Below are 24,223 nucleotides of genomic sequence, written 5' to 3' on the forward strand. Positions count from 1 at the left end.
ATCGGTCTTGCCCTCGCCGCGGAGGTGTAGGGGCGCGGCCCAGCCGTGGCGAGCCCGCCGGCCGCTGTGATTGGCCAAGAAGACGGCCTGCGAGGTTGTTACGAATGCCGAAATGACTGCAGGTAGGGCGGGTCACTTGCGGTGTATACCGACACTCACATCTTTGGGTGAAAAATTGACTAATAGGCTGTCAGAACCTGACATCTGTGATTAATGTTTCTTGAGAGGCGCTTTGCGAGTGCGCTAGAGTTCCTTGATCGATACTGTATGTAACCTCGCCGCACGTAAGGTGTCCGGCAGACCAGATATGACTTGCACAGGGTGGGTATGATAATGCGCTTCCGCAAGACGGGGCTGCGGACCAAGATCACGGCTCTGCTGCTCTCCCTGGCGGCCTTGTGGGTCTTCGCTGCGTGGGTCACCCTCCGTGAGGGAGTCAACCTCCTGTGGGTCTCCCAACTCGACTCCGCCATTGCGACCCCCAGCGACCCGGTGCTCTTCGGCCTGCAAAAAGAGCGCCGGCTTTCGGTCGTGAGGCTGAGTGAGAAGACCCCCCAAACCCGCAAAGAGCTCGAAACACAGCGTAAGCAGAACGACCGCGTCATCGCCGCTTTCCAGGAGTCGGTCAACGCCGGTCTGGTGAGCTTGGCGTTGGACGAGCAGGGCGAGAAGCGGCTCGCCGACCTGCTCAAGCAGCTCGAATCGGTCAAGGAGATACGCAAGGCCATCGACGCGGGCAAGCTTGACCGCGTACAGGTGATGACCGAGTACAACGACGTCATCGACCCCATCGACCGTCTCTACGGGTCGATGGCGACGCTCGACGACAAGGAGGTCGCCAAGGACGTCCGTACCCTCATCACTCTGAGCCGCGCCAGCGAGCTCCTCACCCGGGAGGACGCGCTGCTTGCCGGCGCGCTCGCCGAGGGGCGGCTGACTCCCGCCGACCAGGCACAGTTCAGCCAGGCCGTGGGCGCCTGGCGGATCGTCGCCGGACAGGCCGCATCCGAACTGCCCGATTCCGAAAGGGCCGCCTACGACAGGCTGACCAAGAGCCGGCCGTTCGTCCAGCTCCAGACCATGGAAACGCAGGTCATGGAGCATGACCCGGCCGCTCTGAACCTGCCGTTCACCGGTGACGAGTGGAAGTCGGCGACCGAACGCTTCCTGACCGACTTCAACGGCATGGTGCTCGGCGCGGGCGACCGCATGGTGGACCGGATCGTGCCCGTCGCCGTCAACGTGATCGTCCGGCTGGTCCTGGCGGGTGGTCTCGGACTCATCGCCGTCATCGCCTCGATCATCCTGTCCATCACCACGGCCCGCGACCTGCTCGCCCAGCTGCAGAAGCTGCGCGACGCCGCGCACGAGCTGTCCGACGACCGGCTGCCCGGCGTCGTCGAGCGCATCGGCCGCGGCGAGGACGTCGACCTGGCCAAAGAGGTGCCCGCGCTGGACTTCGGTGACGACGAGATCGGCCAGGTGGGCCAGGCGTTCAACACCGTGCAGCACACCGCCGTCAGCGTCGCCGCCGAGCAGGCCGAGCTGCGCCGCAGCATCCGCGACATCCTGCTGAGCCTGGCCCGCAGGACGCAGGGCCTGGTCCACCGGCAGCTCACCGTGCTCGACGTCATGGAGCGCCGCGAGACCGACCCCGAGGAGCTGAAGGAGCTCTTCCGGCTCGACCACCTGGCCATCCGCATGCGCCGCAACGCGGAGAACCTGATCGTCCTGTCCGGCTCGGCCCCCGCCCGTACGTGGCGCCGCTCAGTCCCCATGGTGGACGTCGTCCGCGGCGCGCTGGCCGAGGTCGAGGACTACACCCGCGTCACGCTCATGCCCATGGGCGACGTGGTGCTCGTCGGCCGCGCCGTCGGTGACGTCATCCACCTGCTCGCCGAGCTGATCGAGAACGCCGTGTCGTTCTCGCCCCCTTACACGAACGTGCAGGTCAGCGGCCAGCTCGTGGCCAACGGGTACGTGATCGAGATCGAGGACCGGGGCCTGGGCATGAAGCCCGAGGACCTGGACGCCGCGAACGAGCGCATCGCGGACCCGCCCGAGTTCCGCATCACCGGCACCGCCCGGCTGGGCCTGTACGTGGTCAGCCAGCTGGCCAAGCGCCACGAGATCCAGGTGGTGCTCAAGGCGTCGCCGTACGGCGGGACGACGGTCGTGGTCCTGCTGCCGCAGGAGCTCGTACAGCTCGATCCCACGCCCGAACCGCAGGACGGCGGGCGGCGGGAGCGGCTGCCGCGCCGGACGACGGCGGTGGCCGCGGCGGCCACCGGGGCGGCCACCGCGTCGCGGCCGGTCACCGGGGAGAACGTGCGGACGCTCAAGCCCGCACGCCCGATGCCGGTCCCGGCGCCGGCGCCGGTCCCCCAGCCTGCCCGCCCGATCACCGCCGTGGAGACACAACCCGAAACGCCAGCCGAACCGGAGCAGAAGCCTGTGACCGAGTTCACGTCGAACGGGCTGCCCCTCCGGGTGCCCCAGGCCAACCTGGCGCCAGCGCTGCGGGACGACACGCCCACGCAGCCCGACTTCGAGGAGGACGATGACGAGCGCTCGCCGGAGGAGATCCGCGCGATGATGGGATCTCTGCAGTCAGGCACCCGTCTTGGCCGCACCGAAGCCGCCAAGATGCTGGATGAGCAGTCTGGAGATGAGGCATGACCCCTACCTCCGGCACCGACCTGAACTGGCTGCTCGACGACCTCGTCGGCCGTGTCAAGGAGGTCGAGCACGCCATCGTGCTGTCGTCCGACGGCTTGCTGATGGCCTCCTCCGCCGCGTTGCAGCGGACCGACGGCGAGCACCTGTCCGCCGTCGCCTCCGGGCTGCAGAGCCTGGCGAAAGGCGTCTCGGACCACATTTCCGGCGGCTCCGTGCGGCAGACGGTCGTGGAGTGGAAGAACCAGTTCCTCATCGTGACCACGGCGGGCGAGCGCGCCTGTCTGGCCGTCCTGTGCGCGCAGAACGCCGACATCGGGCTGGTCGCGTACGAGATGGCGATGATGGTGGCCCGCGTCGGCCAGTACCTCACCTCGGGCGCCCGCAACGCCGAGGCCGTCGCCAGGAGCGACCGGTGAGAGGCGCGGACGAACCGACGGATGAGCACTGGGTGGATCCGGAGATCATCCGGCCCTACGTGGTCACCCGTGGCCGTACGCAGCCCGTGCACGGCCGGTTCGACCTGATCTCCATGGCCCTCGCGGTGGGCCCGCCGCCGGGCCCCGACGCCGGGCTCGACCCGGAGCACCTGCGCATCATCCAGCTCTGCCGCGAACCGAAGTCGGTCGCCGAGATCGCGGCATACCTCGACCTGCCGGCCGGCACGATCCGGGTGCTGCTCGGCGACCTGTTCGACCGCGAACTCGTCTCTGCCCAGGAACCACAATCCGAGGTGGACATGCACGACATGAAGATGTACAGGGCGGTGCTCGATGGTCTTCGCTCGCTCTGAGCGTCCGCGCCTGCCGACGGCGATCAAGATCCTGATCGCGGGCGGCTTCGGCGCGGGCAAGACGACGATGGTGGGCGCCGTCTCCGAGACCCGGCCGCTGCGCACCGAGGAGGTCCTGACCGACCGCGGGATAGGCGTGGACGACATCTCCTCGGTGGAGGCCAAGCGCACGACCACCGTGGCGATGGACTTCGGCCGGATCACGCTGGGCAACGACTACGTCCTGTACCTGTTCGGCACACCCGGCCAGGAGCGTTTCTGGTTCGTGTGGGACGAGCTGGCGGAGGGGTCGCTGGGGGCCGTCATCCTGGCGGACACGCGGCGCCTGGCCGACTGCTTCCCGTCGGTCGACTATTTCGAGCGGCGCGGGACGCCGTTCGTGGTGGCCGTCAACTGCTTCGAGGGATCGCCGTCGTTCGAGCTGGACGAGGTACGGCTGGCACTCCAGCTCAGCCCTTCCGTCCCCATCATCATGTGCGACGCCCGCAAGAAGGACTCGAGCCGCGAGGTCCTGATCGCCCTGGTCAAACACTCGGCCCGGCTCCGCGCCGAACCGGTCGGCAGCTAGCCCCCGGGAGGCGCCCGTTCATCAGGGGCGCCTCCCGGGGTTTTTCAGCGGAAACGGTCCGTCGCGGCGACCACCTCCGCCACCATGTCCCTCCCGCCGTGTCCCTCGCCGCAGACCACGAGCTCGCTGCCCGGCCAGCTCTTGTGGAGCTCCCAAGCGGTCTCGAGCGGCCCGCTCACGTCGAGCCTGCCGTGGACCAGCACCCCCGGGATCCCCTTCAGCAGGTGAGCCTGCTCCACCAGGTCGCCCTTCTCCGGCAGGAAGCAGTCATTGCCCCAGTAGTGGGTCACCAGCCGCGCGAACGTCATCCGGAAGACGGGATCCTGGAAGCGCGGGTTCGGCTGGTACTGCGGGTCGAGGCTCACGTGGGTGTCCTCCCAGTCGCACCAGTCGCGGGCGGCCTTCTCGCAGGTGCTCGGGTCGGCCAGGAGCCTGGCGTAGGCCGCGGCCAGGTTCCCGTCACGGTCCTGTTCCGGCACTGCGTCGCGGAAGCGCTCCCACTCCTGGGGGAAGACCCGTCCCACGTCCCGGGTGATCCACTCGATCTCCTTGCGGCGGCTCGCGGTGACCGCCATCAGGATCACCTCGCTCACCCGTTCCGGGTGCCGCTGCGCGTAGGCCAGGCTCAGGGTCGAGCCCCACGAGGCCCCGACCAGCTGCCACTTCTCGATGCCCAGGTGCGCCCGCAGGAGCTCCATGTCGGCGATGAGGTGCTGAGTGGTGTTGACCGACAGGTCGGTCTCCGGCAGCCCGGCGTTCGGCGTGCTGCGCCCGCATCCCCGCTGGTGGAACAGGACGATCCGGTACACCTCGGGGTCGTGGAAGCGCCGCCAGTTGGCCGAGAACTCGCCCCCGGGACCGCCGTGCACGATCAACACCGGCTTGCCCGCCGGGTTGCCGCTCACCTCCCAGTAGACCTGGTTGCGGTCGCCCACGTCGAGCATGCCCTGGTCGTACGCTTCGATCGGAGAATACATAGGCGCCAAGGTAACGCCCGCCGGGCTTGGGGACGGCGCCGTGACCGTCCTCAAGGCGCTTCGTAGCGCAGGTTGAGCACGCCGGTCTCGAACGTCTCGGACGTGACCAGCTTAAGCGCGTGGGTAGGGCCGTCCTCGAACAGCCGCTGCCCATGGCCGACGGCGATCGGGTGGACGAGCAGGTTGAGCTCGTCGAGCAGCCCGTTGGCCAGCAGCCACCGCACGGTCGTCGCGGAGCCGGACATCTGGATGTCGCCGTCGACCCGCTCCTTGAGCTCGCGCAACCTGGCGGCGACGTCGCCGTTGACGACGGTGGTGTTCTCCCAGTCCGCCTTCTCCATGGTGCTCGACACGACGTACTTGGGAAGGGCGTTGAAGGTCGCGGCGATCTCCTTGTCGCTCTCCGCCGACGTCCAGTACGCGGACCACTCGTCGTACAGCTTGCGGCCCATCAGCATCGCCGCCGCGCTCTGCATGCCCGCCTCGACGACGGCGCCCATCTCGTCGTTCCAGTACGGGAAGTGCCACTGGTCGGGCGACTCGACCACGCCGTCGAGGGAGATGAAGAAGCTCGAAATGATCTTAGCCATGGTTCCGTTCCTTGCGTCTTGGAGGTGTTCGCCCCGTTCGGCGTGCTCAGAGCATAGGCAGCGAGGAACGCGCGCATCTTGTACAGAAGCGACAGCGCCTCCGCCGGATCCCCACTGGCACCATGGATCCCGTGACCATCGAGCTTGTGGAGCACTACACGAAGGCGACCTCCGAGAGCACACGCCTCACGAGATCGCCGCACGGCATGCTGGAGTACCGGCGTACCCAAGAGCTGCTGAGGCGCACGCTGACGCGGCCTCCCTGCCCGGCGTCACCGCGACGCCCGTGAGCTCCGTGCCCCGGATCAGAGCGCGGACGTCGTCCTGCTGCTCGGCCCTCTCTACCACTTGACCGAAGCGGCCGACCGCTCCCAGGCGCTCGCCGAAGCCCGGCGGGTGCTGCGTCCGGGAGGCCTCGTGGTGGCCGCCGCCATCAGCCGCTACCTGTCGCTCCTGGAGACCGGCACGACAGGACGGCTCACCACGGAGATGACCCCCGCGGTGAGGCACGTCATCGCCACCGGGGACTACGACGGGCACGTGGGCTTCATGCCCACCCATTTCCACACCGCGGACGAGCTGAGAGCCGAACTGGAGAGCACAGGGCTGAAGGACGTGCACGTGTACGGAGTCGAAGGGCCTGCCTGGCCTGCTCTGGACGTCGCCGGGGAACGCGAACTCGATCAGCTTGTGGACGCGGCGCTCCAGTGCGCCCGCGTCGCCGAGCAGGACCCTCTGATGATCAACGTCAGTGCCCACCTTCTCGCCGTGGCCGCCGTACCGCCGCGCTGATCAGCCCAAGGGCCTCTTCCGGGCCAGCAGCACTTCGAGGCGCACCGGTTCGAGGAACCGGCCGGTCGGGTCGGCTTCGAGCAGGGCCTCGGCGATCGCCCGCTCGAAGGCGGGCCGCCGATCACCGAGCAGCCGCCGCAGCGGCAGCGACGTCGAATACAGGTAGCCGATGATCCGCTCCGCCGTCCACGACCGCTCGAATTCATGGGCCTCCCGGGCGACGTGGGCAAACGGCGAATCAGCCAGCACCGCCGCATGCGACCTGGCCGGCGTCCCGGCACCTGTCTCGGGGAGCGGGCCCAGGAACCGGTGCTGCACCTCTTCGATGGCGTGCTGCCAGGCGGTGATCGGCCGCGCCAGGCAACCGTCATTGGCGATCACCACACCGCCGTCGTCCTCCACCATGCCGGCCAGCGCTTCCAGCACCCGCTCCCGCTCCATCCACCGGCTCAGGGTCGACGCCGTCCCAGCGAACAGCCCCTGCGGGATCATCCGAAGTTGTTGGTCTGTTCGTTGTGGTCACCGATCTGCACGCCCTTCCCCTCCTGGATGTGCACCACGGCCCCGGAGCCGGGCGGCGTCCGCGCCTCGCGCTCACCGTTCCCGGGTGCCTGCCGCTGCCGGATCCAGCCGGTGACGGCGAGCGTGAGGGCGGCCAGCTCGCAGAACGCGGCGATCACCCCGGCCGGTCCCGCCGCCTTGTCCATCCCGGCCACCGCGACGTACGCGCCCAGCCCCGCCGCGACGACCGCCCCGGCCGCCACGGCGGTCCACATCAGCACCCGCCACTTCATATCTCGCATCATTCGCCCGGACCATGATCGATGCCTATACGGGGCTGGTTGTTAAGACCTTTCCGATACGTGGCGGCCAGGGTTATCGCCTTGACGGCGGGCGGCGCGCGAGAGAAAGGTGGAGCAGGCCAGGGGGGCGAGTCGGCGTGGGCGCGTACAGGGGACATTCCAGGAGACCGGCGGCCCGCTCGGAGGAGCGGGCCCAGCCGGCGGCTCAGTCGCTGTCCGCGCAGGCCCGGCCGGACCCGGCGCCGCTCGGCGTGACGGCGAACGAGCAGGCGGCACGACGCCTCGAGGAGCGGCGCGAGCAGATCGCCGCGGAGCTCGACCGGCTCACGGCGGCCGTGCGCGGGCTGGAGGAGCGCGCGCCGTCGCCGAGCCGGTCCGCTCGGGCGCGGAAGCTCCTGACCGAGATCAAGAGCCTGGAGGCGGAGCTGCGGCGGCAGCCCGCGCGGCACCCGTTGGCGGCCGTCCTCCTGCGGGAGGACACGCCTTCGGCGAAGGCGTCGCGCCTGAGAAGACGGGTGGAGACGGTCATCGCCCAGATGCCGGGCTCGCGGCCGGAGCGTGAGCGGCAGCCGGTACGAGGCGAGACCACGCTACCGAAGGGCGCCGAGTCGCCGGCCTCGCTGGAGACTGAGCTACCGAAGAGCGCCGCGTCGCCGGCCGCGGCGGAGAACGTGCTGACCGTCGGGCGGCAGTCCGCGGACGGCGTCACCGTCAAGGAGACCTTGCTGGGCGAGCGGACCCGCAGGGTGGACATCAGCGGCTCCTGCGGCGTGGTGGTCGGTTCGGGCAACCGGCAGCACAACCACTTCCACTACCGGCTCGCCGACCGCCCGATCTCCCTGGCGGAGGTCCTCACCGCGACACCCGCCCACCAACGCGCCCTGGCCAACCTCGTCAAGAACCCCGCCAGCGCCCGCGCCAACCGCGCCATGCGCTCCTTCCTCGGCAAGGAGGCGGCCAGGGTCATGGCCCGCGACGACGCCGTCACCGCGAGGTCGGTGCCGAAGCGCGTCCGCCTGTCAGGCGTCCTCGGTCCCGGCGGCGAGATCGTGGTACGCCGCTCCGCGGGCGTCGTGGTCGGCCGGGGCAACGTCCAGAACAACCACTTCCACTACCGCCTCGAACGCCCCGACGCGCTGCTCGCACGAGCCCTGGCCGAGAACGAGGGCGCCATGCGGGCGATCGGCCAGATGTACCGGGACCCCGCGGGCCGGATGACCGACCGGGACCTGGGCGCGATGTTGACGCGGCTCGTCACGGCGAAGAGGCCGGCGGCTGACGCCGTCCAGGGCCACGGCGGCCGGACCGAGCGCGTACCGGACGGCCGCGGCGTCATGATCGGCTCGGACAACGTCCGGATCGACGAGGTCCACTCCCCCGGCCGTTCCGGATGGCGCGTGATCCTCAGGAGCGCGGCCGATCAGAACGTCCCGGCCAAGGCCGTCACCAGGCCGTCGGTCGACAGCGAATCGGGGCAGACGCGCCACTCGTCCTCGTCCCGCAACCTGAGCAGGGACAGGTGGTAGCCGTCGCGTAACACGCCGACCGCGAGCCGCGCCCGGCGTACGCCGAAGCTCTTGCCGCGCCGCCGTCTGCCGAGGCGGGTCACGACGGTCACCTCGGTCACCAGCACGCATCCGTGCACGTCGTCCGGCCAGGTCACCTTGGCCAGCTCCGTCCCGAGATCGCCCGGGCCGAGCGGGGTGAGGGGGATGGCCAGGAGGGCGTCCGGCGGCACCTCATCCAGCGGGTCCAGGGGGTAGGCGACCCCGAGATAGGTGTCGCGGTCGGTCAGGGCGTACATGCGGTGCGCCCCGTCCCATCCCTCACCGGCGGCGTCGCGCCCGGCCGCGATCACCGCGGCCGTCAACGCGTCGCGACCAGCCACGAAGGCATCATCCCCCTCGGCGGGCGAGAGGAAAAGCGCGGCCCGTTTCGAGCACTACGCCCGCCGCCTACCGGCGCTCCTTCGGCCGCCGTGATCACCATAAGGGGCTGGTGGGCAGCCCCTGACGACGTCCGATCCGCGACAGAGGAGCGTCAGCGCAGGGTGGCGGTGAAGGTGCGGCCGTGGGAGTGGCGGGTCGTCGCCTGGACGAGGGTGCCGCCCGGCACGCGCCGTACCGTCACCCCCTCGTCGGCCGCCTCCAGCCTGAGGGGCGCGCCGGTCAGGACGACGCTGACGCGGTCGCGTTTCATCGTGGGGTCCGACAGGGCGACGACCGTGCGCTCGCCGGACTTGACGATGACCGAGGCGGGGCCGTCGACGATCAGGTGCCCGGCGTGGCGGGGGCCGTCGGAGAAGACGTTGGCGGCGACGATCCCGAGCTCCTTGTGCCTGACGGCCTGCACGTGCCGGTCGTTGGCCAGGACGGTCAGCGGGCCGTCCGCGTAGCGGCGCAGGCGGGCCTCGGTCGCGTTCGGGACCAGGGCGTAGGCGAGTCCGGGGACGGCGCCGGTGGCGGGGTGGGCGATCGAGGCGGTGAAGACGTTCTTGGTCACGCCGGTGTCGGGGTTGGACGTGCGCACGACTCGGCGGCTGCGGGTCACCGTCTCCAGCCCGGCCGCGACGGTCTGCCGGGTGAGGAAGGCGTACCCGATCGCGGTGGCGCGGGTGCCGTTGGCGTAGCGCAGCCAGCGCGGCGGCGTGGTGTCGCCTGGCTGCCAGGCCCGGCCGCCCCAGCTCTCGCCGGTGAGCGCGACCGCGTCGCCCGGGGCGGCGATGCGGCTGTCCACGGTGGTCACCGCGGCCCGGCCGCCCTCACCGGAGACGCCCGCGGCCAGCACCACGATCTCGTCGTCGAGCATGAACCAGGACTTGGTCGCGCGGGCGTTGCGGTAGGCGACGAAGTCGTCGGGCAGGATGCCCGCCTGTTTGGCGGTGTAGGCGGCGTCGTCGGACTGGACCATCCCGGCCGCGCCGTACGCGCCGAGCGTCGCGCCGCCGGAGAAGACGTTCCCGGCCTTGGGGAAGTACACGTAGGTGTTCTGGGACTCCGAGGAGGAGGTGAAGTTCAGCGGGTGGCCCGGGTTCTCGTACCAGAGCCGGCCGTACAGCTCGGGCACCGTGCGCCGCTCCTCCACCGGCGCGGTGATCCCGGCCAGCCGGTACGGCGAGACGGCCGTGTAGTAGTCGACGCCGAACACCTCGCGCTGGTCCTCCCCCGCGAGGTAGAGGTAGTACGCGCCGTCGCCCTGGAACCAGGGCATGAGGTTCTCGCCGCTCATGTACTCGTATTTGCTGATCCGCTCGGAGCTGCGCGCCAGCGCGAAGGCGTAGCCGGGCCGCCGGTGGACGGTCCTGTCCATGGAGTTGAACGCCACGCAGCGCGCGGGCGGATTAAGGTCGGCGGCCGGGATGGCGGAGTCGGCGCGGATGGCCGCGTACCGGGCGACGCTGACCGGGGAGACGAAGGCGGCCGTGTCGGCGGCCGGCAGGAACCTGACGTACTTCTTCAGCGCGAGGGCCTCGGCGCCCTCGACGTGGTCGGCCAGGTCGGCGACGGCCTCCACGACCACCCCGACGTCGGCGTAGCCGGTGGTGGTGCGCGAGGCCGCCCGCCCCTTGACGATCTCCATCATCCAGCCCTCGAAGATCAGCGGGGCGAAGCCGTCGGCGACCCAGCGGTACACCACGCCGGCCAGGTCCTCGGAGGTGCCGCCGCTCGTGGCGCCCTCCAGGGTCTTGAGGGTCTGGACGACGCGGGTGAGCAGGGCTTTCCCGTAGGAACCGGTGTAGGCGACCGAGTGGTGCTGGATGAAGGAGCCGTCGCGGTAGTAGCCGTCGGTGTTGCCGTGCTGGAGGTTGTACGGGTCGATCGTGGCGAAGACGGTGGCCTGGTCGGAGATGGCCTTGCCGACGCGGGCGTCGTCGCCGGTGAGCGCGCCCTGCACGATCCGGTTGGCGGTGATGTCGGCCAGGTTCGCCCCGGTGTGGAAGCGCGAGTCGAGGTCGACGTCGCCGTTCTTGCCGTTGCGCAGGTAGGCGTCCATCGAGGCGATGTACGTCGCCGTCAGGTCGGGCCGGTCCTCCCGTACGCGGTCGGCCAGCAGGGCCAGGGTCCTGCTCACGTGGGTGGAGATGCCGATCTCCCAGTTGTGCCAGTTGCCGTAGTAGCCCGCCGGCTGATCGCCGTAGTAGCGCTCGTGCAACCACTGCAGACCGTCGAGGACCCGCCGCTGGACGGCGGTGTCACCGTCGAGCTGCCCGGCCGGCGTGCGGGTCGCGAGCGCGATCTCGAACAGGTACTGGTACGCCAGCCGCAGGTTGGCGTCGTCGGTGCCGAGCCTCAGTCCGGCGAACAGCTCCCCGGTGCCCGCCTGGTCCATGGCGGTCAGCCGCTGCCGGGCGGTCGCGGTGATCGACGCGAGCTTGCCGGCGACCTCGGGCCGGGCGTTGACCTCCGGGGTGCCCGCGAAGATCGCCACGGTGTTGGCGAGCAGCCGCGCGTGGTCGATCCCCGCGGCGGCGCGTACGGGGCCGGCCGCGGCGAGCAGACCGGCGGCGGGGAGCAGGGAGAGAACCTGGCGGCGGGACATGTGCGGCACGGCGAGCTCCAGGCCGTTGGGGGGATATGCCGGGCTCACCATACATGATCCCTTTCGCCGGGCCAGGGAGGCGAAATCCATGCTCCCAGCCCGGCGGCACGTCAGGGCTGAGCGACACCGAGGTTGACCGGCAGCGACAGCGGGCCGATCGTGAAGAACGACGGGGAGTACGGGATGTCGTCGGGGTCGATCGCGAGGCTGAGCCCCGGCAGCCGCCGGTACAGCGTGGCGAGCGCCAGCCGGCTCTCCAGCCGGGCCAGGGGCGCCCCGATGCAGTAGCGCGGGCCGTGGCCGAAGCCGAGGTTCCCGGTCTGCTCGCGGGTGATGTCGAACGCGTTCGCGCTCTCCCCGTACTCCACCGGATCGACGCCGCTCGCCTGGTAGACCACGCCCACGGCCTGGCCCTTGGGGATGTGCACCCCGGCGACGGTCACGTCCTCCGCCGTGAAACGGAAGCTGGTCATCATCACCGAGTGGCGGTAGCGCACGGTCTCCTCGACCACGTCGGCCCACCGCTCCCCCGCCTTGGCCAGCGCGAGCTGATCGGGATTCCGGGCCAGCGCCACGATGGCGTACCCGAGCAGGTGGACGGTGGTCTCGTGGCCGGCGACGAGCATGATCCACAGTACGCCGACCAGTTCGTCGGTGGTGAGCTTGTCACCCTCGTCGCGCGCCTGGACCAGGCCGGAGGTGAGGTCGTCGCCCGGCTCCCGCTGCTTGCGCTCCACCAGTTCGTGCAGGAAGGCCTGGAGGTCGTTCTGCGTCGCGAAGGCCACCTCCGGCGGGGTGGTGTGGGCGAGCAGCGTGGAGGTCCAGTTCCGCAGGCGGAGCCGGTCCTCGGCGGGGATGCCGAACAACTCGCAGATCACCCACATCGGCAGCGCCTCGGTGAAGGCGGGCACCAGGTCGACGCCGTCGCCGGCGGCCACCACCTCGTCGAGCAGCTCATCGATGATCTGCTGGATCCGCGGCTCCAGCGCCTGCACCCGGGACGGCGTGAACGCGCTGCTGATCAGACCGCGCAGGCGCCTGTGGTCGTCGCCGTCCATGGTGGACAGGTGACCGCCCTGGATGATGGCGCGCAGCGGCCAGTCCTCGGGGATCGATCCGTCGTGCAGGGCGGGCCAGTGCCGGGGATCCCTGAGGAAGGTCCTGTTGTCGCCGGCGAGGATCTCCCGTACGGCCTTGTGGGTCAGGGCCAGGTAGGCGGGCACACCCCCTGGGAACTCCACCTCGACCACGGGAGCGATCTCCCGGAACCGGATGCAGGTGTCGAGCGGGTTCTCGTCCACGGCGGGGAACGAGGGGAGGTTCGTTGTCATTTGCCGCCCTTAGGGAGTAAGTCGGTAAGTGACCAGCCGTCCCATCAAATATCCGCAGTGATCAAGAAACAACAGGGGCCGGTGTTCAGTGACGTGATGGTTACCTTGCGTTCGACCGTGCTGGTCGGGGGTTCAGAACGACGGGTTCTCGGCCGCCCGGCGGGCGCGGGTGAGGGGATGGTCTGCGCCTGAGGCCCACTCGCGGACCGGGAGCAGGACGGCAGGGTCTCGGGGGGCCGTTGCGGCGACTGCGGAGCGCGAGCAGCGCGGCGAGGCCACGTCACGGGCGCTGGTCGCCGTATCGACATTGGCGGTGGTGCTGTGCGGCGGCTCGAGCGCCCGGATCGACGAGAACGGCCGGCTCGTCAGCTGGTCCAGATGGCGGGCCGGGCAACAGCAAATGCTCCGCTGGGAAGCGTCGTCGAGGCGAATCAACAGATTGCCGCTGCCCGCCTCGCCGAACGTCACGGCCGTTCTGGCGGACGCCTTCGGCCCGACGGGCGATCCCGTGGAGCACGGTTATCGAAAGGTCGATGACCACTCCTACGAAATCGAAGAAGGGCTCGGCGTCTTTCGTCTCAGTTTCCCGACGACCTCGACCGGCGTACTTTCGAGGCCGTTGACCCGGTCGACGGGCAGGTGAAGAGCCGCGTCGGCGCGATCCGGCTCGGGGACGGCCCGGTGATCACGCCGGAGGTCCTGGAGATGACGGCCGCGGTCCCCACCGACGCCCGTTGAGGTCAGGCGGGCGGGGTCAGGCCGAGGGACGTGATCAGGGCGATCATCTCGTCGCGGTAGATCGCGGCCGGATCGCGCGTGAGCGTGCGCAGGTGGCCGTAGATCTCCAGCGCGACCAGGCCGTGCATGCGGCCCCACACCCGTAGCGTGAGCGCCACCGCGTCCGGCGGCAGGTCCGGGAACGTGGCCCGGATGTCCGCCGCCAGGCCGGGGTCGAAGTCGGACCAGGTGTAGGAGCCCGGGCCCGGCCCGGTCCAGGCCGCCGCGACCAGGCCCGTGAGCCCCCGGCATGCCCGGTGCTCGGCCTCGTTCGCCGGGCTGTCCTCCGGGGGCTGGTAGCCGGGGACCGGGTCGCCGTAGATGAGACGGAAGCCCTGCGGGTTGGCCAGGGCCCACTCGCGTACGGTCTGCGCCCAGGCCAGGACGCGGCCGCCCGGGTCGGCGGCGGGAACGGCGTCGCGGGCGGACTCCGCCCGGTCCACCAGGGCCGTGTAGAGGTCGGCGATGAGCGTGGTGACCAGGTCGTCGCGGGTGGCGAAGTAGCTGTAGATCGCGCCGGCCGTCATGCCCATGTCGCGGGCGATGGCGCGCAGCGAGATGGCGTCGGGGCCGCCGGCCGCCATGAGCTTGAGCGCGATCTCCTTGATCTCCGCCGTGGTCTCCGCGCGCAGCCGCTCGCGCCTGGTCATCGTCGTCTGATCACCCACGCTTGACAGTCTACAGCGTTGGGCTACTGTTCCCCGTGTATCAATTGAACGGCGTGTAGAAAGTGCGCGCCGTGTAAAGAGAGGGGATTCCCGAGTGACGCTTGCCACCTCTCGTGCGCCGACCGGCGTGGGCCGTTCCGGGCCCAGGCTGGCGCTCCTGGCGTTCACCCAGCTCATCGTGGCTCTCGACTACAACATCGTTTACGTGGCGCTGCCCGACATCGGGACGGCGCTGGGCTTCAGCGCGCGATCCGTGCAGTGGGTGGTGAGCGCGTACGCCATCGGGCTCGGCGGGCTGCTGCTGCTCGGCGGCCGGGCCGTGGACAAGCTCGGCGCCCGGCGCACGTTCATGCTCGGACTGGCGCTGTACGGCGTGGCCTCCCTGGCCGGCGGGCTGGCCCCCGGCTCCGGCGTGCTGATCGCCGCCCGCGCCGTCCAGGGCGTCGGCGGGGCGCTGCTCACCCCGGCCACGCTCGCGCTGATCTACCGGGGGTTCGAGGAGGGGCCCGCGCGCAACCGGGCGCTGGGCGCCTGGGGCATGGCCGGCAGCGCCGGACTGGCCGCCGGGTCGCTGCTGGGCGGCGTGCTCACCAGTGCTCTGGGCTGGGAGTGGGTGTTCTTCGTGAACGTCCCCCTGGCCGTCGGCGCCGTCCTCGCCGCGCCCCGGCTGCTCCCCTCCGACGGCCGTCCCGCGTCCGGACTGCGCGGGTTCGACGTGCCGGGCGCGCTGCTGGCGACGGCGGGGTCGACGCTGGTGGTGTTCGGCCTGGCGAGCGGGCCGGAGGCCGGATGGGGGTCGGTGCGCGGCGCCGGGTCGCTGGTCGCGGGCCTGGCGCTGCTGGGGCTGCTGGTCCTGGTCGAGGCGCGTGGCCGGGATCCGCTGATCCCGCTGCGGCTGGTCCGGCGGCGCGGCCCGGCCACCACGATGGTGGTGATCGCCGTGTTCCAGGGCACGCTGGGCGGCGCCTACTACGTGCTCACCACGTACCTGCAGCCGGTCCTCGGCTACAGCGCCCTGGAGGCGGGGCTGACGTTCCTGCCGCTCACCCTCGTCTGCATGGCCGCCGCGCTGAAGGCCGCCCCGGTGATGCTCGGCAGGTGGGGGATCCGTACGACGCTCAGCGCCGGCATGCTCGGCGCCGCGGCCGGGATCGCCCTGCTGACCGCGGGCATGCCCGCGGGCGGCGGCTTCTGGACGCTGATGCCGGGCAGCCTCGTCTGGGGATTCTTCGGCGGCGTCGCCTTCGTCGCCCTGTTCGCGGCGGCCGGCGCCGGGGTGGCACCGGAGGCGCAGGGCGTCGCGTCGGGCCTGGCCAGCACCGCCAAGGAGGTCGGCGGCGCGATGGGGCTGGCCGTCTTCGTCGCCGTCGCCACCGCCTCCTCCGACCTGCTCGGCGGGCTGCACGCGGCCGGCTGGGCCGCCGCGGCCGCCACCGCCCTGGGCGGCCTCGCCGCCCTGGCACTCGAACCGAACCGAACCACGGAAGGAATCACGTCATGATCGACGACCTCATCGGCAAGTACCTGGACGTCTGGAACGAGCGCGACGCCGCCGCCCGGGACCTCCTGATCAAGACCGTGCTCACCGACGACTCCGTCTACTCCGATCCCGACTACGCCGGGCTGCGCGGGCACGCGGAGTTGTCCGAGGCGATCGGCCGGGCCCAGGAGAACTTCGGCGACCTGGTGTTCACTCTCGGCACGCTGGTCGGCGCCCATCACGACACGGCGCTGTTCACCTGGCGGCTCGGCGCGCCGGGCTCGGAGACGCCGGTGGCGACCGGCTACGACGTCGTGGAGTTCGCGGGCGACCGCATCAGCCGCGTGGTCGGTTTCTTCGAATGAGATCTCCTTGTCAGGCTGGATTGACAGCGACTCGCTTGTCAGTCTAGCTTGACAAGCATGCGAACTCTCACACCTGCGGGCCCCGCCCCCATCGCGGGGCCCGGCGACCCGACGCCCAGCCGGCTGCTGCTGTGCGGGGTGGTCGCCGGGCCGCTGTTCGTCGTCGCGTTCCTCGTCGAGGGCGCCCTCCGTGCCCACTACGACCCGCTGCGCCACCCGGTCAGCTCGCTCGCGCTCGGGCCGGGCGGCTGGGTGCAGGCGGTCAACTTCGTCGTGGCCGGCCTCTTGATGCTCGCCTTCGCCGCCGGGCTGCGGCGGGCGCTCCACAAGGTCTGGGGCCCGGCCCTGGTGGGGGTCTGGGGCGCCGGCCTGATCGGCGCCGGGGTGTTCACCACCGACCCGGTGAGCGGTTACCCGCAGGGCACCCCCGACCTGCTGGCCGAGCACGGCAGCACGCACGCGGCGCTGCACGACTACCTCTCGCTGGCGGGATTCGCAGCGCTGATCGCGGCCTGCCTGGTCTTCGCGGTCGGGTTCGCGCGGGACCGGAAGCTCGGGTGGGCGGCGTACTCGGCCGCCAGCGGGGCCGGGTTCACGGTGGCGATGGCGCTGGCCACGATCGCCTTCAGCCAGAACCCGGCACTGGTCGCCCACGGCGGGCTCTTCCAGCGCGTCGCGGTGACCATCGGCTGGGCCTGGCTGACCCTGCTGGCGCTCCGGCTGCTCAGGCGGCGACCCGCCGGGCCGCGAACACCAGCAGGACGACCGCGGCGACCGTCATGATCGCGTTGCTGGTCAGGTCGGCAGCCGGGCTCGCGGGCACGATCACCTTCCACGGGAACGAGTGCCACGCGTACGTGAGCATGGCCCCCGCCGCGAGCGCCAGCCGGTGCGCGTCCGACCAGCCGGACCCGTGCGACCAGCGTCTCACCAGGACGCCGACCCCGGCGAACAACGCCAGATAGAGCAGCACGCTCAGCCACGCCGGGACTGACAGCCCGGCCAGCCAGGGCGACAGGCCGGTGGGGTCGCACGCGTAGAGGAGCACGAAGAACGCGCCGGCCGCCAGGGCGAACACGAACACCACCCACGGGCTCGGCGCCCGCCCCGCAACGGAGGGGGCGGTGCGGCGCAGGCGCAGGCCGAGCACGATGAACGCGACGACCAGCACCCCGGCGCCGGCGTACTGGATCGGGGTGGCGAACCAGCCGCCGAGCGCGCCCGTGGCGAAGGCTCCGAAGACGAAGTAGATCGCGAAGAACACGGCCACGGCCCAGAAGCCGCGCTTCTTCAGCCACGGCTCGGTGCGGCGCGGACCGGCCAGCGTCTCCATGACCGCGATCGGGACGCTGATGCTCCAGATCGTGTGCACGCCGACCATGAACAGCAGCCAGGGCACCCCGGTCCCCAGCGCGGGAACGTAGCCGTAGTCGAGGATGCGCACGCCGTACCAGTGCTGGTTCCACAACGTCTGGGTGAAGAACGCCTCCTCGAACATCCCGTACGCCAGCCCGAACGCCAGCATGGCCGGCCAGCCGCGCCCGGTCCGCCGGACCGCCTCGCGGATGAGCAGGGCGGCGGTCCCGTAGAGGGGAACGGTGCCGACCAGCACCCCGACATTGGTGATCGCCATGTTCCCCATCAGGAACTCGGCGGTCAGCGGCGCCAGGAAGAAGAGCCCGATCGCGGGCGCCACGCGAGCGAGTAAGGGCATCTGGTGAGTCGTTGTCACGACCTCCAGATAACACCACTTCGAGTAAAGTTACAACTGATGTAAAGATATTCGTGATGTAATCACCTGCCGGGCGCACGTGCTTGACGACGGCCGTGGCCCGGCGGATCTTTGCAGGTAGGAGGTCGCCCATGACCGAGAACGAGCTGCTGTCCGAGCGGGTGGCCGGCGGGATCCTGCCGCGGGTGCTGACCACCTTCGACATGGTGGCGATCTTCGTATCGATCGTCCTGTTCATCACGAACGCCGCCGTCATCCAGTCCGCGGGCCCGGCCGCGTTCGGGTGGTGGATCATCGCGTTCGCGCTGTTCCTCGTCCCGTGCGCGATCGTCACGGGCCAGCTCGGCGCCATGTTCCCCGGCGAGGGCTCCATCTACCTCTGGACGACCAAGGCGTTCGGGCCGTTCTGGGGATTCTTCGCCGGGTTCTGCGCCTGGTGGCCGGGTGTGCTGGTGATGGTGGCGACCGGGACGCTGACGATCTCGTTCCTCGGCTACGTCTTCCCCGCGCTCGGGGAGCTGTCCGTGGCGGCACAGGGCGGGCTGATCGTGGCGATCCTGCTGCTCGCGGCCGTGCTGGCGGTCCTGCGCTTCCGGCTGACGCAGAACGTGGTGAACGTCGTCTTCCTGGCGTACGGGCTGGCGATCCTGCTGATGTTCGCGGCCGGGATCGCGCACCTGGCCCAGGGGCACCCGGCGGCCACGAACCCGTGGGACTTCGCGGCCTGGAGCCCGTCGGCCGAGCACGGGCTCAACTTCGCGAGCTGGAGCTTCTTCGGCCTGGCCGTGCTGGCGCTGCTGGGCGTCGAGGTGCCGCTGAACATGGGGGTGGAGATCAGGCAGGAGCGGGCCGTGACCCGGTACCTGCTGTGGGGGTCGCTGGCCGTCATGGTCGCCTACCTGGTCGCCACCTGGGGCGTGATGGTGTCGGTGCCCGCCGGGGAGGCGGCGAACATCACGGCCGTGGCCGAGGCCGTGGGGATCGGGCTGGGCGGCTGGGCGGGCAAGCTGGTCGCGCTCGTGCTGGCGGCCATGTTCTTCATCATCACCGTCGTCTACAACTACTCCTTCGCCCGGCTGATCTTCGTGTCCGGGCTGGACCGGCGGCTGCCGAAGGCGGTCAGCCACGTCAACGCGCAGAAGGTGCCGGACGTGGCGGTCTGGATCCAGACCGTGCTGGCCGGGGTCTTCACGGTGGCGGCGTTCGTGGTGGTGCCCTTCGCCGCCACGAACACCGCCACCAGGCCCGCCGACGCGCAGACCGAGGTCTACAACGTCCTGCAGGCCGCGGTCACCGTGATCTGGTGCCTGTCGATCGTGGTGCTGTTCGTGGACGTGCTGATCATCCTGCGGCGCTACCGCGAGCAGTTCGAGGCGCGGCGGCTGGCCTCGCCCGCGGTGTTCTGGGTGGCCTCCGTCGTGGGGGCGCTGGCCTCGCTCGTGGGCGTGGTGGCCACGCTCTCCGGGTCGTGGACGCCGCTGATCTCCAACGACGCGGGCAAGGTCACGCTGCTCGGCGCCGAGATCGCGTACGGGATGTGGTTCTGGCTGGTCGGCGGGATCGCGCTGGCGTCGCTGCTGGTGGGCGCCCTGCTGTACCTGGTCGGGCGCCGGGTGGCCGCCTGAGGCCGGGCGGCACGGCGAAGGGCCCGGCCTCCTGGGAGGCCGGGCCCTCGGGTGCAGGCGCCTTCGGAGGGGAGGGGTGAGGCGCCTTCAGGGGGAACGTCAGTGCTGGGTCGCCTTCTCCGCGCCGACGCCGGTGAGGGAGCGGACCTCCATCTCGGCGTACTTCGCCGCGTTGTACTCCTTGCTGAGGATCGTGCCGAGCCACCCGCACAGGAAGCCGATCGGGATCGACAGGATGCCGGGGTTGCTCAGCGGGAACCAGTGGAAGTCCACGCCGACGATCAGCGCGCTCGGCTTGACGCCGGCCGGGGGCGGCGGCGCCGAGACCACCGGCGAGAAGATGACCAGGACCAGGGCCGAGATCAGGCCACCGTAGATGGCCGAGACCGCGCCCGTCGTGTTGAACCGCTTCCAGAACAGGCTGTAGAGGATCGCGGGGAGGTTGGCCGAGGCCGCGACGGCGAAGGCCAGGGCGACCAGGAAGGCCACGTTCTGGCCCTGGGCCAGGATGCCCAGGCCGATCGCGATGGCGCCGATGACCAGGGCGGAGATGCGCGCCACCACGACCTCCTGGCGCTCGCTGGCCTGGCCGCGCTTGAAGACGTGCGCGTACAGGTCGTGCGAGAAGCTGGAGGAGGAGGCCAGCGTGAGGCCCGCCACGACGGCGAGGATCGTGGCGAAGGCGACGGCGCCGATGAGCGCCAGCAGGATCGTGCCGCCGACCGAGCCGAAGATCTCCTGGCCGATGCGTTCGGCCAGCATCGGCGCGGCCGTGTTGCCCGCCGCGTCACCGGCGACGATCGCGGTCTTGCCGACCAGGGCCGCGGCGCCGAAGCCGAGGACGAGGGTCAGCAGGTAGAACACGCCGATGATGCCGATGCCCCACAGGACCGACTTGCGGGCGTCCTTGGCGGTGGGGACGGTGTAGAAGCGGATGAGGATGTGCGGCAGGCCCGCGGTGCCGAGCACCAGCGCCAGGCCAAGGCTGATGAGGTCGATCTTGCCGGCCAGCCCCTGGGCCTCGGTGCCGTACTTCAGCCCGGGGATCAGGAAGTTGCCCGGGTTCGCCTTGGGGCCGCTGGTGGTGGCGGCCTGGCCGAGCAGGGCCGACAGGTTGAAGCCGAACTTGCCCAGCACCAGCACCGTCACCAGCGCGGCGCCGCTCATCAGCAGCACGGCCTTGACGATCTGCACCCAGGTGGTGCCCTTCATGCCGCCGAAGACCACGTAGACGATCATCAGCGCGCCCACGCCGACGATGGTCCACGCCTTGCCCGCCGGGGAGGTGATGCCGAGCAGCAGGCCGACCAGCGCGCCCGCGCCGACCATCTGGGCCAGCAGGTAGAAGATGCTGACCACGATGGTGGACACGCCCGCCGCCGTGCGCACGGGACGCGGGCTCATCCGGAAGGCCAACACGTCGGCCATGGTGAACTTGCCCGAGTTCCGCATCAGCTCGGCGACCAGCAGCAGCGCGACCAGCCACGCCACCAGGAACCCGATCGAGTACAGGAACCCGTCGTAGCCGGACAGCGCGATGATGCCGGCGATGCCGAGGAAGGAGGCGGCCGACATGTAGTCGCCGCCGATGGCCAGCCCGTTCTGCACGCCGGTGAACGACCGCCCGCCGGCGTAGTAGTCGGCGGCCGTCTTGGTCTGCCGGCTCGCCCAGAACGTGATCCCCAGCGTGGCGGCGACGAAGGTGAGGAAGAGGATCATCCCCAGGGTGTGGGAGCTCACTTGGTCTTCTCCTCAACCTCGTGGCGGAGCTTGTCGGCGATCGGGTCGAGCTTCTTCTCGGCGTGCCTGGCGTACGCCCACGCGATGAGGAACGTGGAGACGAACTGGAGCAAACCGAAGACGAGGCCGACGTTGATCTCACCGAGCAGCTTGATCCCCATGAAGCCGCGCGCCCAGCCGGACAGCACCACGTAGAGCAGGTACCACGCGAGGAACGCCACGGTCATCGGGAACGTCCAGGCGCGGAATCGCCGTTTCAGATCCTGGAATTCACTGCTCTCCTGAACTTCCTCATAGACCGATGCGTCATGTTCTTTAGTAGTCACGAGACCTCCACTGTGATGCGGATCACGCCCAACGTAAGAGCGCAACCTACCCGTCGTGGAGGCCCCTGGTGACGTTGTTCGACGAGTCGCTGGGGTCCGGCGATTAGTTGGGGATGGCTTGCGGTGAAAGGTCTGTTACGCGCGACGAGCGGTTGGTCGCTCGTTTCATCGGGGCGCTTCCACGGAGAGCGCGAACAGGTGGAGCTGGGGCCGGGTGAGCGCGGGCAGGGTGAGCGAGCGCAGCTCCCTGGCCGGGTCGAGCGCCGCCTGCACCTCGAACAGCCCGACCCGTAGCGAGTTGGCGCCCGTGCGGCCGTGGCGGTGGGTGCAGCGGAGCACCTCGGAGGCCCCCGCCCCGGGCTGGCCGCCCCAGTCGGGCAGGACGAACGGCACCTGGGCGGTGGTCCCGTCGGCGTACGCGGCGGTCAGCGTGGAGGTGACGGCCCCGGAACTGGCCGCGCCCAGCAGCCGGACCTTGGCGTACTTCCCGGACGGCACGGTGATCGTCTGTCCCTGGCCGGCGACGTTGTTCCCGGCCCCGTCCCCGTACGCGGGGAAGACGAAGCTCAGGCCCTCGTGGACGAGCGGCCCGGCGGGCGGCAGCTCCTCGGCCGGATAGGTGTAGCCGGACCCGTCGAAGTCGCCGTCCGCCATCGCCTCGTGCGTGGAGACGCCGTCGTTGCCGAAGTACGGCGACAGGTCCACCGGCGTGGTGGGCCCGGGAGGCGGGATCGGCGGCAGCCCCCAGGCGTCCCCCGGCCTGCTCACCGGCACAGGTCCGATGACCGGGTCGGGCCGCGCGCCCGTGTGGACGAGCACCTCGCTCCCCTTGCCCAGGGCGATCTCCACGACGCCCTCCCCCAGGTCCTTCACCCGAGCGGGACGGCCGTCGGACAGCACGGCGGTGACCGGCCCGTCGAGCCCGTGCCTGAGCCTGAGGGGCGCCCCCGCCACGCTCCTGATGCGGATGAACGAGGTGCGGCCGCCCTTGCGCACGGCCGAGACCAGGAACGCGCCCTGAGTCCGGAAGTCGTGGATCGTGACGTCCGCCCACGAGGCGGGCACGGCCGGGAAGACGCGGACGATCCCGCCCCAGCTCTGGCAGAGCATGTCGTGAAGGGACTGGGCGGCCGACAGCGGCGTCTCGATGACCGGCCCGGCCTCGGCGTAGTGGGTGTTGGCCGTGCACGGGTAGCGGGCGGCCGGGTCGAAGAACCGGTCCAGATAGGACAGCGCGGTGTCGCCACGGCCCATCATGGCGTAGAGCGAGGCCGCGCCGGTGTAGCTGTAGCCGCGGTGCGCGCCCGTCAGCGACTGCCAGTGGGCGACCGACTTCTCGATCAGCTCGCGCTGCTCCGGCTGGTCCCAGTTGACCAGGTAGAGGGGGTAGATCATGAGGAGGTGGGAGTAGTGGCGGTGCGACTGCGCGTACGGCGTGCTCGCGCCGATCATGAAGCCGTCGGCGTCGGCCGGGTAGTCGACGAGCGTGTCCAGCACCTCCCGCCACTTCGCCGCGAGCGGGTCGTCGATCCCGAGCCGCTCGGCCGACTCGATCAGGGTCCGGCAGCCCCACCGGATCAGCGCCAGGTCGTAGTTGGTGTCCTGGGGCGGGGTGACCGGGTATTCCGGTGAGAGCGTGCTGGGCAGGTGCAACCTGCCGTCCGCGCCGGCGGCCAGGAAGTGCAGGTAGTAGTTGATCGCCCGCCGCAGCAGCGGGAAGACCGTGTCGCGCAGCAGCCTGTCGTCCATGGTGTGCCGGTAGGTCAGCCACACGTTGTGCAGCGCCCACGTGAGGTCGCCCACCTCGGCGCCCGTGCCGGGCGTGCCGACGCTCCGGTTGCAGAACATGTCGGAGCTGCGTCCCAGCCCGGCCGAGTCGGCTCGGTAGGCGGCGGGCACGTTGGCGACGAGCTGGTCGCGGTTGCGGTCGAGCGTGCTGGTGAGCGAGTCGAGCTCCAGGTGGTTGGAGCCGTGGATGAGCCAGTACTCGAGCTGCACGTTGAGGTTCCACCACACCGCCGGCCACGGGGTGGACTCCAGCCAGGGGCCGGTGGTGGCCATGACCGGGCCGCCCGTCCGGCCGGCGGAGGCGACCTTGTAGAGCTGGATCCAATAGAAGCTCTGCAGCCGCTGGTCGGGCAGGGAGACGAAGCTCTTGCCGTAGAAGTCGTGCCACCAATTACGGTGCCGCTTCCGCGTGATCCCGTACGGCGGCGCGTTCCGGATCCTGGCGAGCGCGCTCTCCTGGGCCTCGGTCGCGGACGGGAAGCTGTGGCCCACGGTGACCAGGAGCGTCCCGTCCTTGACGCGGTAGGCGGTGGCGGTCTGGCCGCCGCCGGTGAGCGGCTGGAGCACCTGCTCGACGTCGCCCGCGGTCGCGGTGGTCCAGGGCGGGTTGGGCGTGTAGCCGCTGGGCGGGGCCTCGGAGACGGATCGGGGGC

Annotated in this window: 24 protein-coding genes; 12 read left to right on the forward strand and 12 right to left on the reverse strand. The window is 70.5% G+C overall.

The genetic code is table 11. The features are described from left to right. Positions 1-333 precede the first annotated feature (333 nt). From AB0J87_RS14180 to AB0J87_RS14195, 4 genes are read left to right on the forward strand one after another with little or no spacing between them, the layout of a single operon-like run. Positions 334-2,679 (forward strand): nitrate- and nitrite sensing domain-containing protein, encoded by a 2,346-nt coding sequence (locus AB0J87_RS14180; protein WP_363965304.1) that lies wholly within the window; start codon positions 334-336, stop codon positions 2,677-2,679. After that, the gene (locus AB0J87_RS14185) at positions 2,676-3,095 is read left to right on the forward strand and encodes a roadblock/LC7 domain-containing protein (RefSeq protein WP_185077532.1); all 420 of its coding nucleotides are present in this window, start codon (positions 2,676-2,678) and stop codon (positions 3,093-3,095) included. The genes AB0J87_RS14180 and AB0J87_RS14185 overlap by 4 nt, the downstream gene beginning before the upstream one ends. Further along, on the forward strand, positions 3,092-3,469 hold the full coding sequence (locus AB0J87_RS14190; RefSeq protein ID WP_185077533.1) for a DUF742 domain-containing protein: 378 nt from the start codon (positions 3,092-3,094) through the stop codon (positions 3,467-3,469). The genes AB0J87_RS14185 and AB0J87_RS14190 overlap by 4 nt, the downstream gene beginning before the upstream one ends. Beyond that, positions 3,450-4,037 carry an ATP/GTP-binding protein gene (locus tag AB0J87_RS14195; protein ID WP_350722156.1) on the forward strand — a complete coding sequence of 196 codons (588 nt, stop codon included), beginning with the start codon at positions 3,450-3,452 and terminating at the stop codon, positions 4,035-4,037. Before AB0J87_RS14190 ends, AB0J87_RS14195 begins: the two co-directional genes overlap by 20 nt. A gap of 44 nt (positions 4,038-4,081) precedes the next feature. Here AB0J87_RS14195 and pip read toward each other — a convergent pair whose 3' ends face one another. Both pip and AB0J87_RS14205 read right to left on the reverse strand, forming a co-directional pair. Further along, complete coding sequence (pip, locus tag AB0J87_RS14200; protein WP_363965307.1) at positions 4,082-5,014, reverse strand: prolyl aminopeptidase; 933 nt, start codon at positions 5,012-5,014, stop codon at positions 4,082-4,084. 50 nt (positions 5,015-5,064) lie between these two features. Beyond that, positions 5,065-5,604: a dihydrofolate reductase family protein gene (locus AB0J87_RS14205; protein WP_363965309.1), complete on the reverse strand. Its 540-nt coding sequence runs from the start codon at positions 5,602-5,604 to the stop codon at positions 5,065-5,067. A 131-nt stretch (positions 5,605-5,735) separates the two neighbouring features. Here AB0J87_RS14205 and AB0J87_RS14210 point away from each other — a divergent pair, with 131 nt between their 5' ends. Together AB0J87_RS14210 and AB0J87_RS14215 are read left to right on the forward strand one after the other, a co-directional pair. Next, positions 5,736-5,894: a hypothetical protein gene (locus tag AB0J87_RS14210; protein ID WP_363965311.1), complete on the forward strand. Its 159-nt coding sequence runs from the start codon at positions 5,736-5,738 to the stop codon at positions 5,892-5,894. A gap of 37 nt (positions 5,895-5,931) precedes the next feature. Beyond that, on the forward strand, positions 5,932-6,396 hold the full coding sequence (locus tag AB0J87_RS14215) for a hypothetical protein (RefSeq protein ID WP_363966586.1): 465 nt from the start codon (positions 5,932-5,934) through the stop codon (positions 6,394-6,396). Here the strand turns inward: AB0J87_RS14215 and AB0J87_RS14220 are convergent, their stop codons facing one another. Both AB0J87_RS14220 and AB0J87_RS14225 read right to left on the reverse strand, forming a co-directional pair. Next, positions 6,397-6,888 carry a hypothetical protein gene (locus AB0J87_RS14220; RefSeq protein WP_363965313.1) on the reverse strand — a complete coding sequence of 164 codons (492 nt, stop codon included), beginning with the start codon at positions 6,886-6,888 and terminating at the stop codon, positions 6,397-6,399. After that, complete coding sequence (locus AB0J87_RS14225) at positions 6,885-7,190, reverse strand: hypothetical protein (RefSeq protein WP_363965315.1); 306 nt, start codon at positions 7,188-7,190, stop codon at positions 6,885-6,887. The genes AB0J87_RS14220 and AB0J87_RS14225 overlap by 4 nt, the downstream gene beginning before the upstream one ends. A gap of 146 nt (positions 7,191-7,336) precedes the next feature. On the opposite strand from AB0J87_RS14225, the gene AB0J87_RS14230 reads away from it, so the two are divergent. After that, on the forward strand, positions 7,337-8,725 hold the full coding sequence (locus AB0J87_RS14230; RefSeq protein WP_363965317.1) for a hypothetical protein: 1,389 nt from the start codon (positions 7,337-7,339) through the stop codon (positions 8,723-8,725). Here AB0J87_RS14230 and AB0J87_RS14235 read toward each other — a convergent pair. The 3 genes from AB0J87_RS14235 to AB0J87_RS14245 form a co-directional block, all read right to left on the reverse strand. Beyond that, a complete protein-coding gene (locus tag AB0J87_RS14235; RefSeq protein ID WP_363965319.1) occupies positions 8,620-9,087 on the reverse strand; it encodes a PPA1309 family protein in 468 nt (155 codons plus the stop codon). The genes AB0J87_RS14230 and AB0J87_RS14235 overlap by 106 nt on opposite strands. A 152-nt stretch (positions 9,088-9,239) precedes the next feature. Continuing rightward, positions 9,240-11,789, reverse strand: coding sequence for a polysaccharide lyase family 8 super-sandwich domain-containing protein (locus tag AB0J87_RS14240; protein WP_363965321.1), 2,550 nt, complete (start codon positions 11,787-11,789; stop codon positions 9,240-9,242). Positions 11,790-11,848: 59 nt separating this feature from the next. Next, positions 11,849-13,069 (reverse strand): cytochrome P450, encoded by a 1,221-nt coding sequence (locus AB0J87_RS14245; RefSeq protein WP_350722173.1) that lies wholly within the window; start codon positions 13,067-13,069, stop codon positions 11,849-11,851. 307 nt (positions 13,070-13,376) lie between these two features. Between AB0J87_RS14245 and AB0J87_RS14250 the strand changes: the two genes are divergently transcribed. Then, positions 13,377-13,712 carry a hypothetical protein gene (locus AB0J87_RS14250; protein ID WP_363965323.1) on the forward strand — a complete coding sequence of 112 codons (336 nt, stop codon included), beginning with the start codon at positions 13,377-13,379 and terminating at the stop codon, positions 13,710-13,712. Positions 13,713-13,809: 97 nt separating this feature from the next. On the opposite strand, the gene AB0J87_RS14255 is transcribed toward AB0J87_RS14250, so the two are convergent. After that, positions 13,810-14,514 (reverse strand): TetR/AcrR family transcriptional regulator, encoded by a 705-nt coding sequence (locus AB0J87_RS14255; protein ID WP_363965325.1) that lies wholly within the window; start codon positions 14,512-14,514, stop codon positions 13,810-13,812. 94 nt (positions 14,515-14,608) lie between these two features. On the opposite strand from AB0J87_RS14255, the gene AB0J87_RS14260 reads away from it, so the two are divergent. The 3 genes from AB0J87_RS14260 to AB0J87_RS14270 are packed head-to-tail and all read left to right on the forward strand — an operon-like array spanning position 14,609 to position 17,142. Beyond that, positions 14,609-16,015 carry an MFS transporter gene (locus tag AB0J87_RS14260; RefSeq protein ID WP_363965327.1) on the forward strand — a complete coding sequence of 469 codons (1,407 nt, stop codon included), beginning with the start codon at positions 14,609-14,611 and terminating at the stop codon, positions 16,013-16,015. Beyond that, entirely contained in the window at positions 16,012-16,359 is a 348-nt protein-coding gene (locus AB0J87_RS14265) for a nuclear transport factor 2 family protein (protein WP_363965329.1), read from the forward strand. Before AB0J87_RS14260 ends, AB0J87_RS14265 begins: the two co-directional genes overlap by 4 nt. Before the next feature lie 57 nt (positions 16,360-16,416). Next, positions 16,417-17,142 carry a DUF998 domain-containing protein gene (locus tag AB0J87_RS14270; RefSeq protein WP_363965331.1) on the forward strand — a complete coding sequence of 242 codons (726 nt, stop codon included), beginning with the start codon at positions 16,417-16,419 and terminating at the stop codon, positions 17,140-17,142. Here AB0J87_RS14270 and AB0J87_RS14275 read toward each other — a convergent pair. Beyond that, positions 17,084-18,073 (reverse strand): hypothetical protein, encoded by a 990-nt coding sequence (locus AB0J87_RS14275; protein ID WP_363965333.1) that lies wholly within the window; start codon positions 18,071-18,073, stop codon positions 17,084-17,086. The two genes, AB0J87_RS14270 and AB0J87_RS14275, sit on opposite strands and share 59 nt — an antisense overlap. Positions 18,074-18,222: 149 nt before the next feature. Between AB0J87_RS14275 and AB0J87_RS14280 the strand changes: the two genes are divergently transcribed. Further along, on the forward strand, positions 18,223-19,716 hold the full coding sequence (locus AB0J87_RS14280) for an APC family permease (protein ID WP_363965335.1): 1,494 nt from the start codon (positions 18,223-18,225) through the stop codon (positions 19,714-19,716). Positions 19,717-19,815: 99 nt separating this feature from the next. Here the strand turns inward: AB0J87_RS14280 and AB0J87_RS14285 are convergent, their stop codons facing one another. The 3 genes from AB0J87_RS14285 to AB0J87_RS14295 all read right to left on the reverse strand — a co-directional run bounded on the left by AB0J87_RS14285 (position 19,816) and on the right by AB0J87_RS14295 (position 23,843). Then, entirely contained in the window at positions 19,816-21,456 is a 1,641-nt protein-coding gene (locus tag AB0J87_RS14285; RefSeq protein ID WP_363965337.1) for a cation acetate symporter, read from the reverse strand. Next, entirely contained in the window at positions 21,453-21,782 is a 330-nt protein-coding gene (locus tag AB0J87_RS14290; RefSeq protein ID WP_350722185.1) for a DUF485 domain-containing protein, read from the reverse strand. The genes AB0J87_RS14285 and AB0J87_RS14290 overlap by 4 nt, the downstream gene beginning before the upstream one ends. A gap of 165 nt (positions 21,783-21,947) precedes the next feature. Continuing rightward, the gene (locus tag AB0J87_RS14295) at positions 21,948-23,843 is read right to left on the reverse strand and encodes a hypothetical protein (RefSeq protein WP_363965339.1); all 1,896 of its coding nucleotides are present in this window, start codon (positions 23,841-23,843) and stop codon (positions 21,948-21,950) included. Positions 23,844-24,223: the final 380 nt, after the last annotated feature.

Origin of the sequence: Nonomuraea sp. NPDC049625, assembly GCF_040675285.1 — a bacterium.
Lineage (GTDB): Bacteria > Actinomycetota > Actinomycetes > Streptosporangiales > Streptosporangiaceae > Nonomuraea > Nonomuraea angiospora_A.

Excerpts from the sequence above, each read along its gene's own strand:
- AB0J87_RS14180 (WP_363965304.1), top strand. The coding sequence starts at position 334 with ATGCGCTTCCGCAAGACGGGGCTGCGGACCAAGATCACGGCTCTGCTG.
- AB0J87_RS14185 (WP_185077532.1), top strand. The coding sequence starts at position 2,676 with ATGACCCCTACCTCCGGCACCGACCTGAACTGGCTGCTCGACGACCTC.
- AB0J87_RS14195 (WP_350722156.1), top strand. The coding sequence starts at position 3,450 with ATGGTCTTCGCTCGCTCTGAGCGTCCGCGCCTGCCGACGGCGATCAAG.
- pip (WP_363965307.1), bottom strand. The coding sequence starts at position 5,014 with ATGTATTCTCCGATCGAAGCGTACGACCAGGGCATGCTCGACGTGGGC.
- AB0J87_RS14205 (WP_363965309.1), bottom strand. The coding sequence starts at position 5,604 with ATGGCTAAGATCATTTCGAGCTTCTTCATCTCCCTCGACGGCGTGGTC.
- AB0J87_RS14220 (WP_363965313.1), bottom strand. The coding sequence starts at position 6,888 with ATGATCCCGCAGGGGCTGTTCGCTGGGACGGCGTCGACCCTGAGCCGG.
- AB0J87_RS14225 (WP_363965315.1), bottom strand. The coding sequence starts at position 7,190 with ATGAAGTGGCGGGTGCTGATGTGGACCGCCGTGGCGGCCGGGGCGGTC.
- AB0J87_RS14240 (WP_363965321.1), bottom strand. The coding sequence starts at position 11,789 with ATGGTGAGCCCGGCATATCCCCCCAACGGCCTGGAGCTCGCCGTGCCG.
- AB0J87_RS14245 (WP_350722173.1), bottom strand. The coding sequence starts at position 13,069 with ATGACAACGAACCTCCCCTCGTTCCCCGCCGTGGACGAGAACCCGCTC.
- AB0J87_RS14265 (WP_363965329.1), top strand. The coding sequence starts at position 16,012 with ATGATCGACGACCTCATCGGCAAGTACCTGGACGTCTGGAACGAGCGC.
- AB0J87_RS14270 (WP_363965331.1), top strand. The coding sequence starts at position 16,417 with ATGCGAACTCTCACACCTGCGGGCCCCGCCCCCATCGCGGGGCCCGGC.
- AB0J87_RS14275 (WP_363965333.1), bottom strand. The coding sequence starts at position 18,073 with ATGCCCTTACTCGCTCGCGTGGCGCCCGCGATCGGGCTCTTCTTCCTG.
- AB0J87_RS14280 (WP_363965335.1), top strand. The coding sequence starts at position 18,223 with ATGACCGAGAACGAGCTGCTGTCCGAGCGGGTGGCCGGCGGGATCCTG.
- AB0J87_RS14295 (WP_363965339.1), bottom strand. The coding sequence starts at position 23,843 with ATGGCCACCACCGGCCCCTGGCTGGAGTCCACCCCGTGGCCGGCGGTG.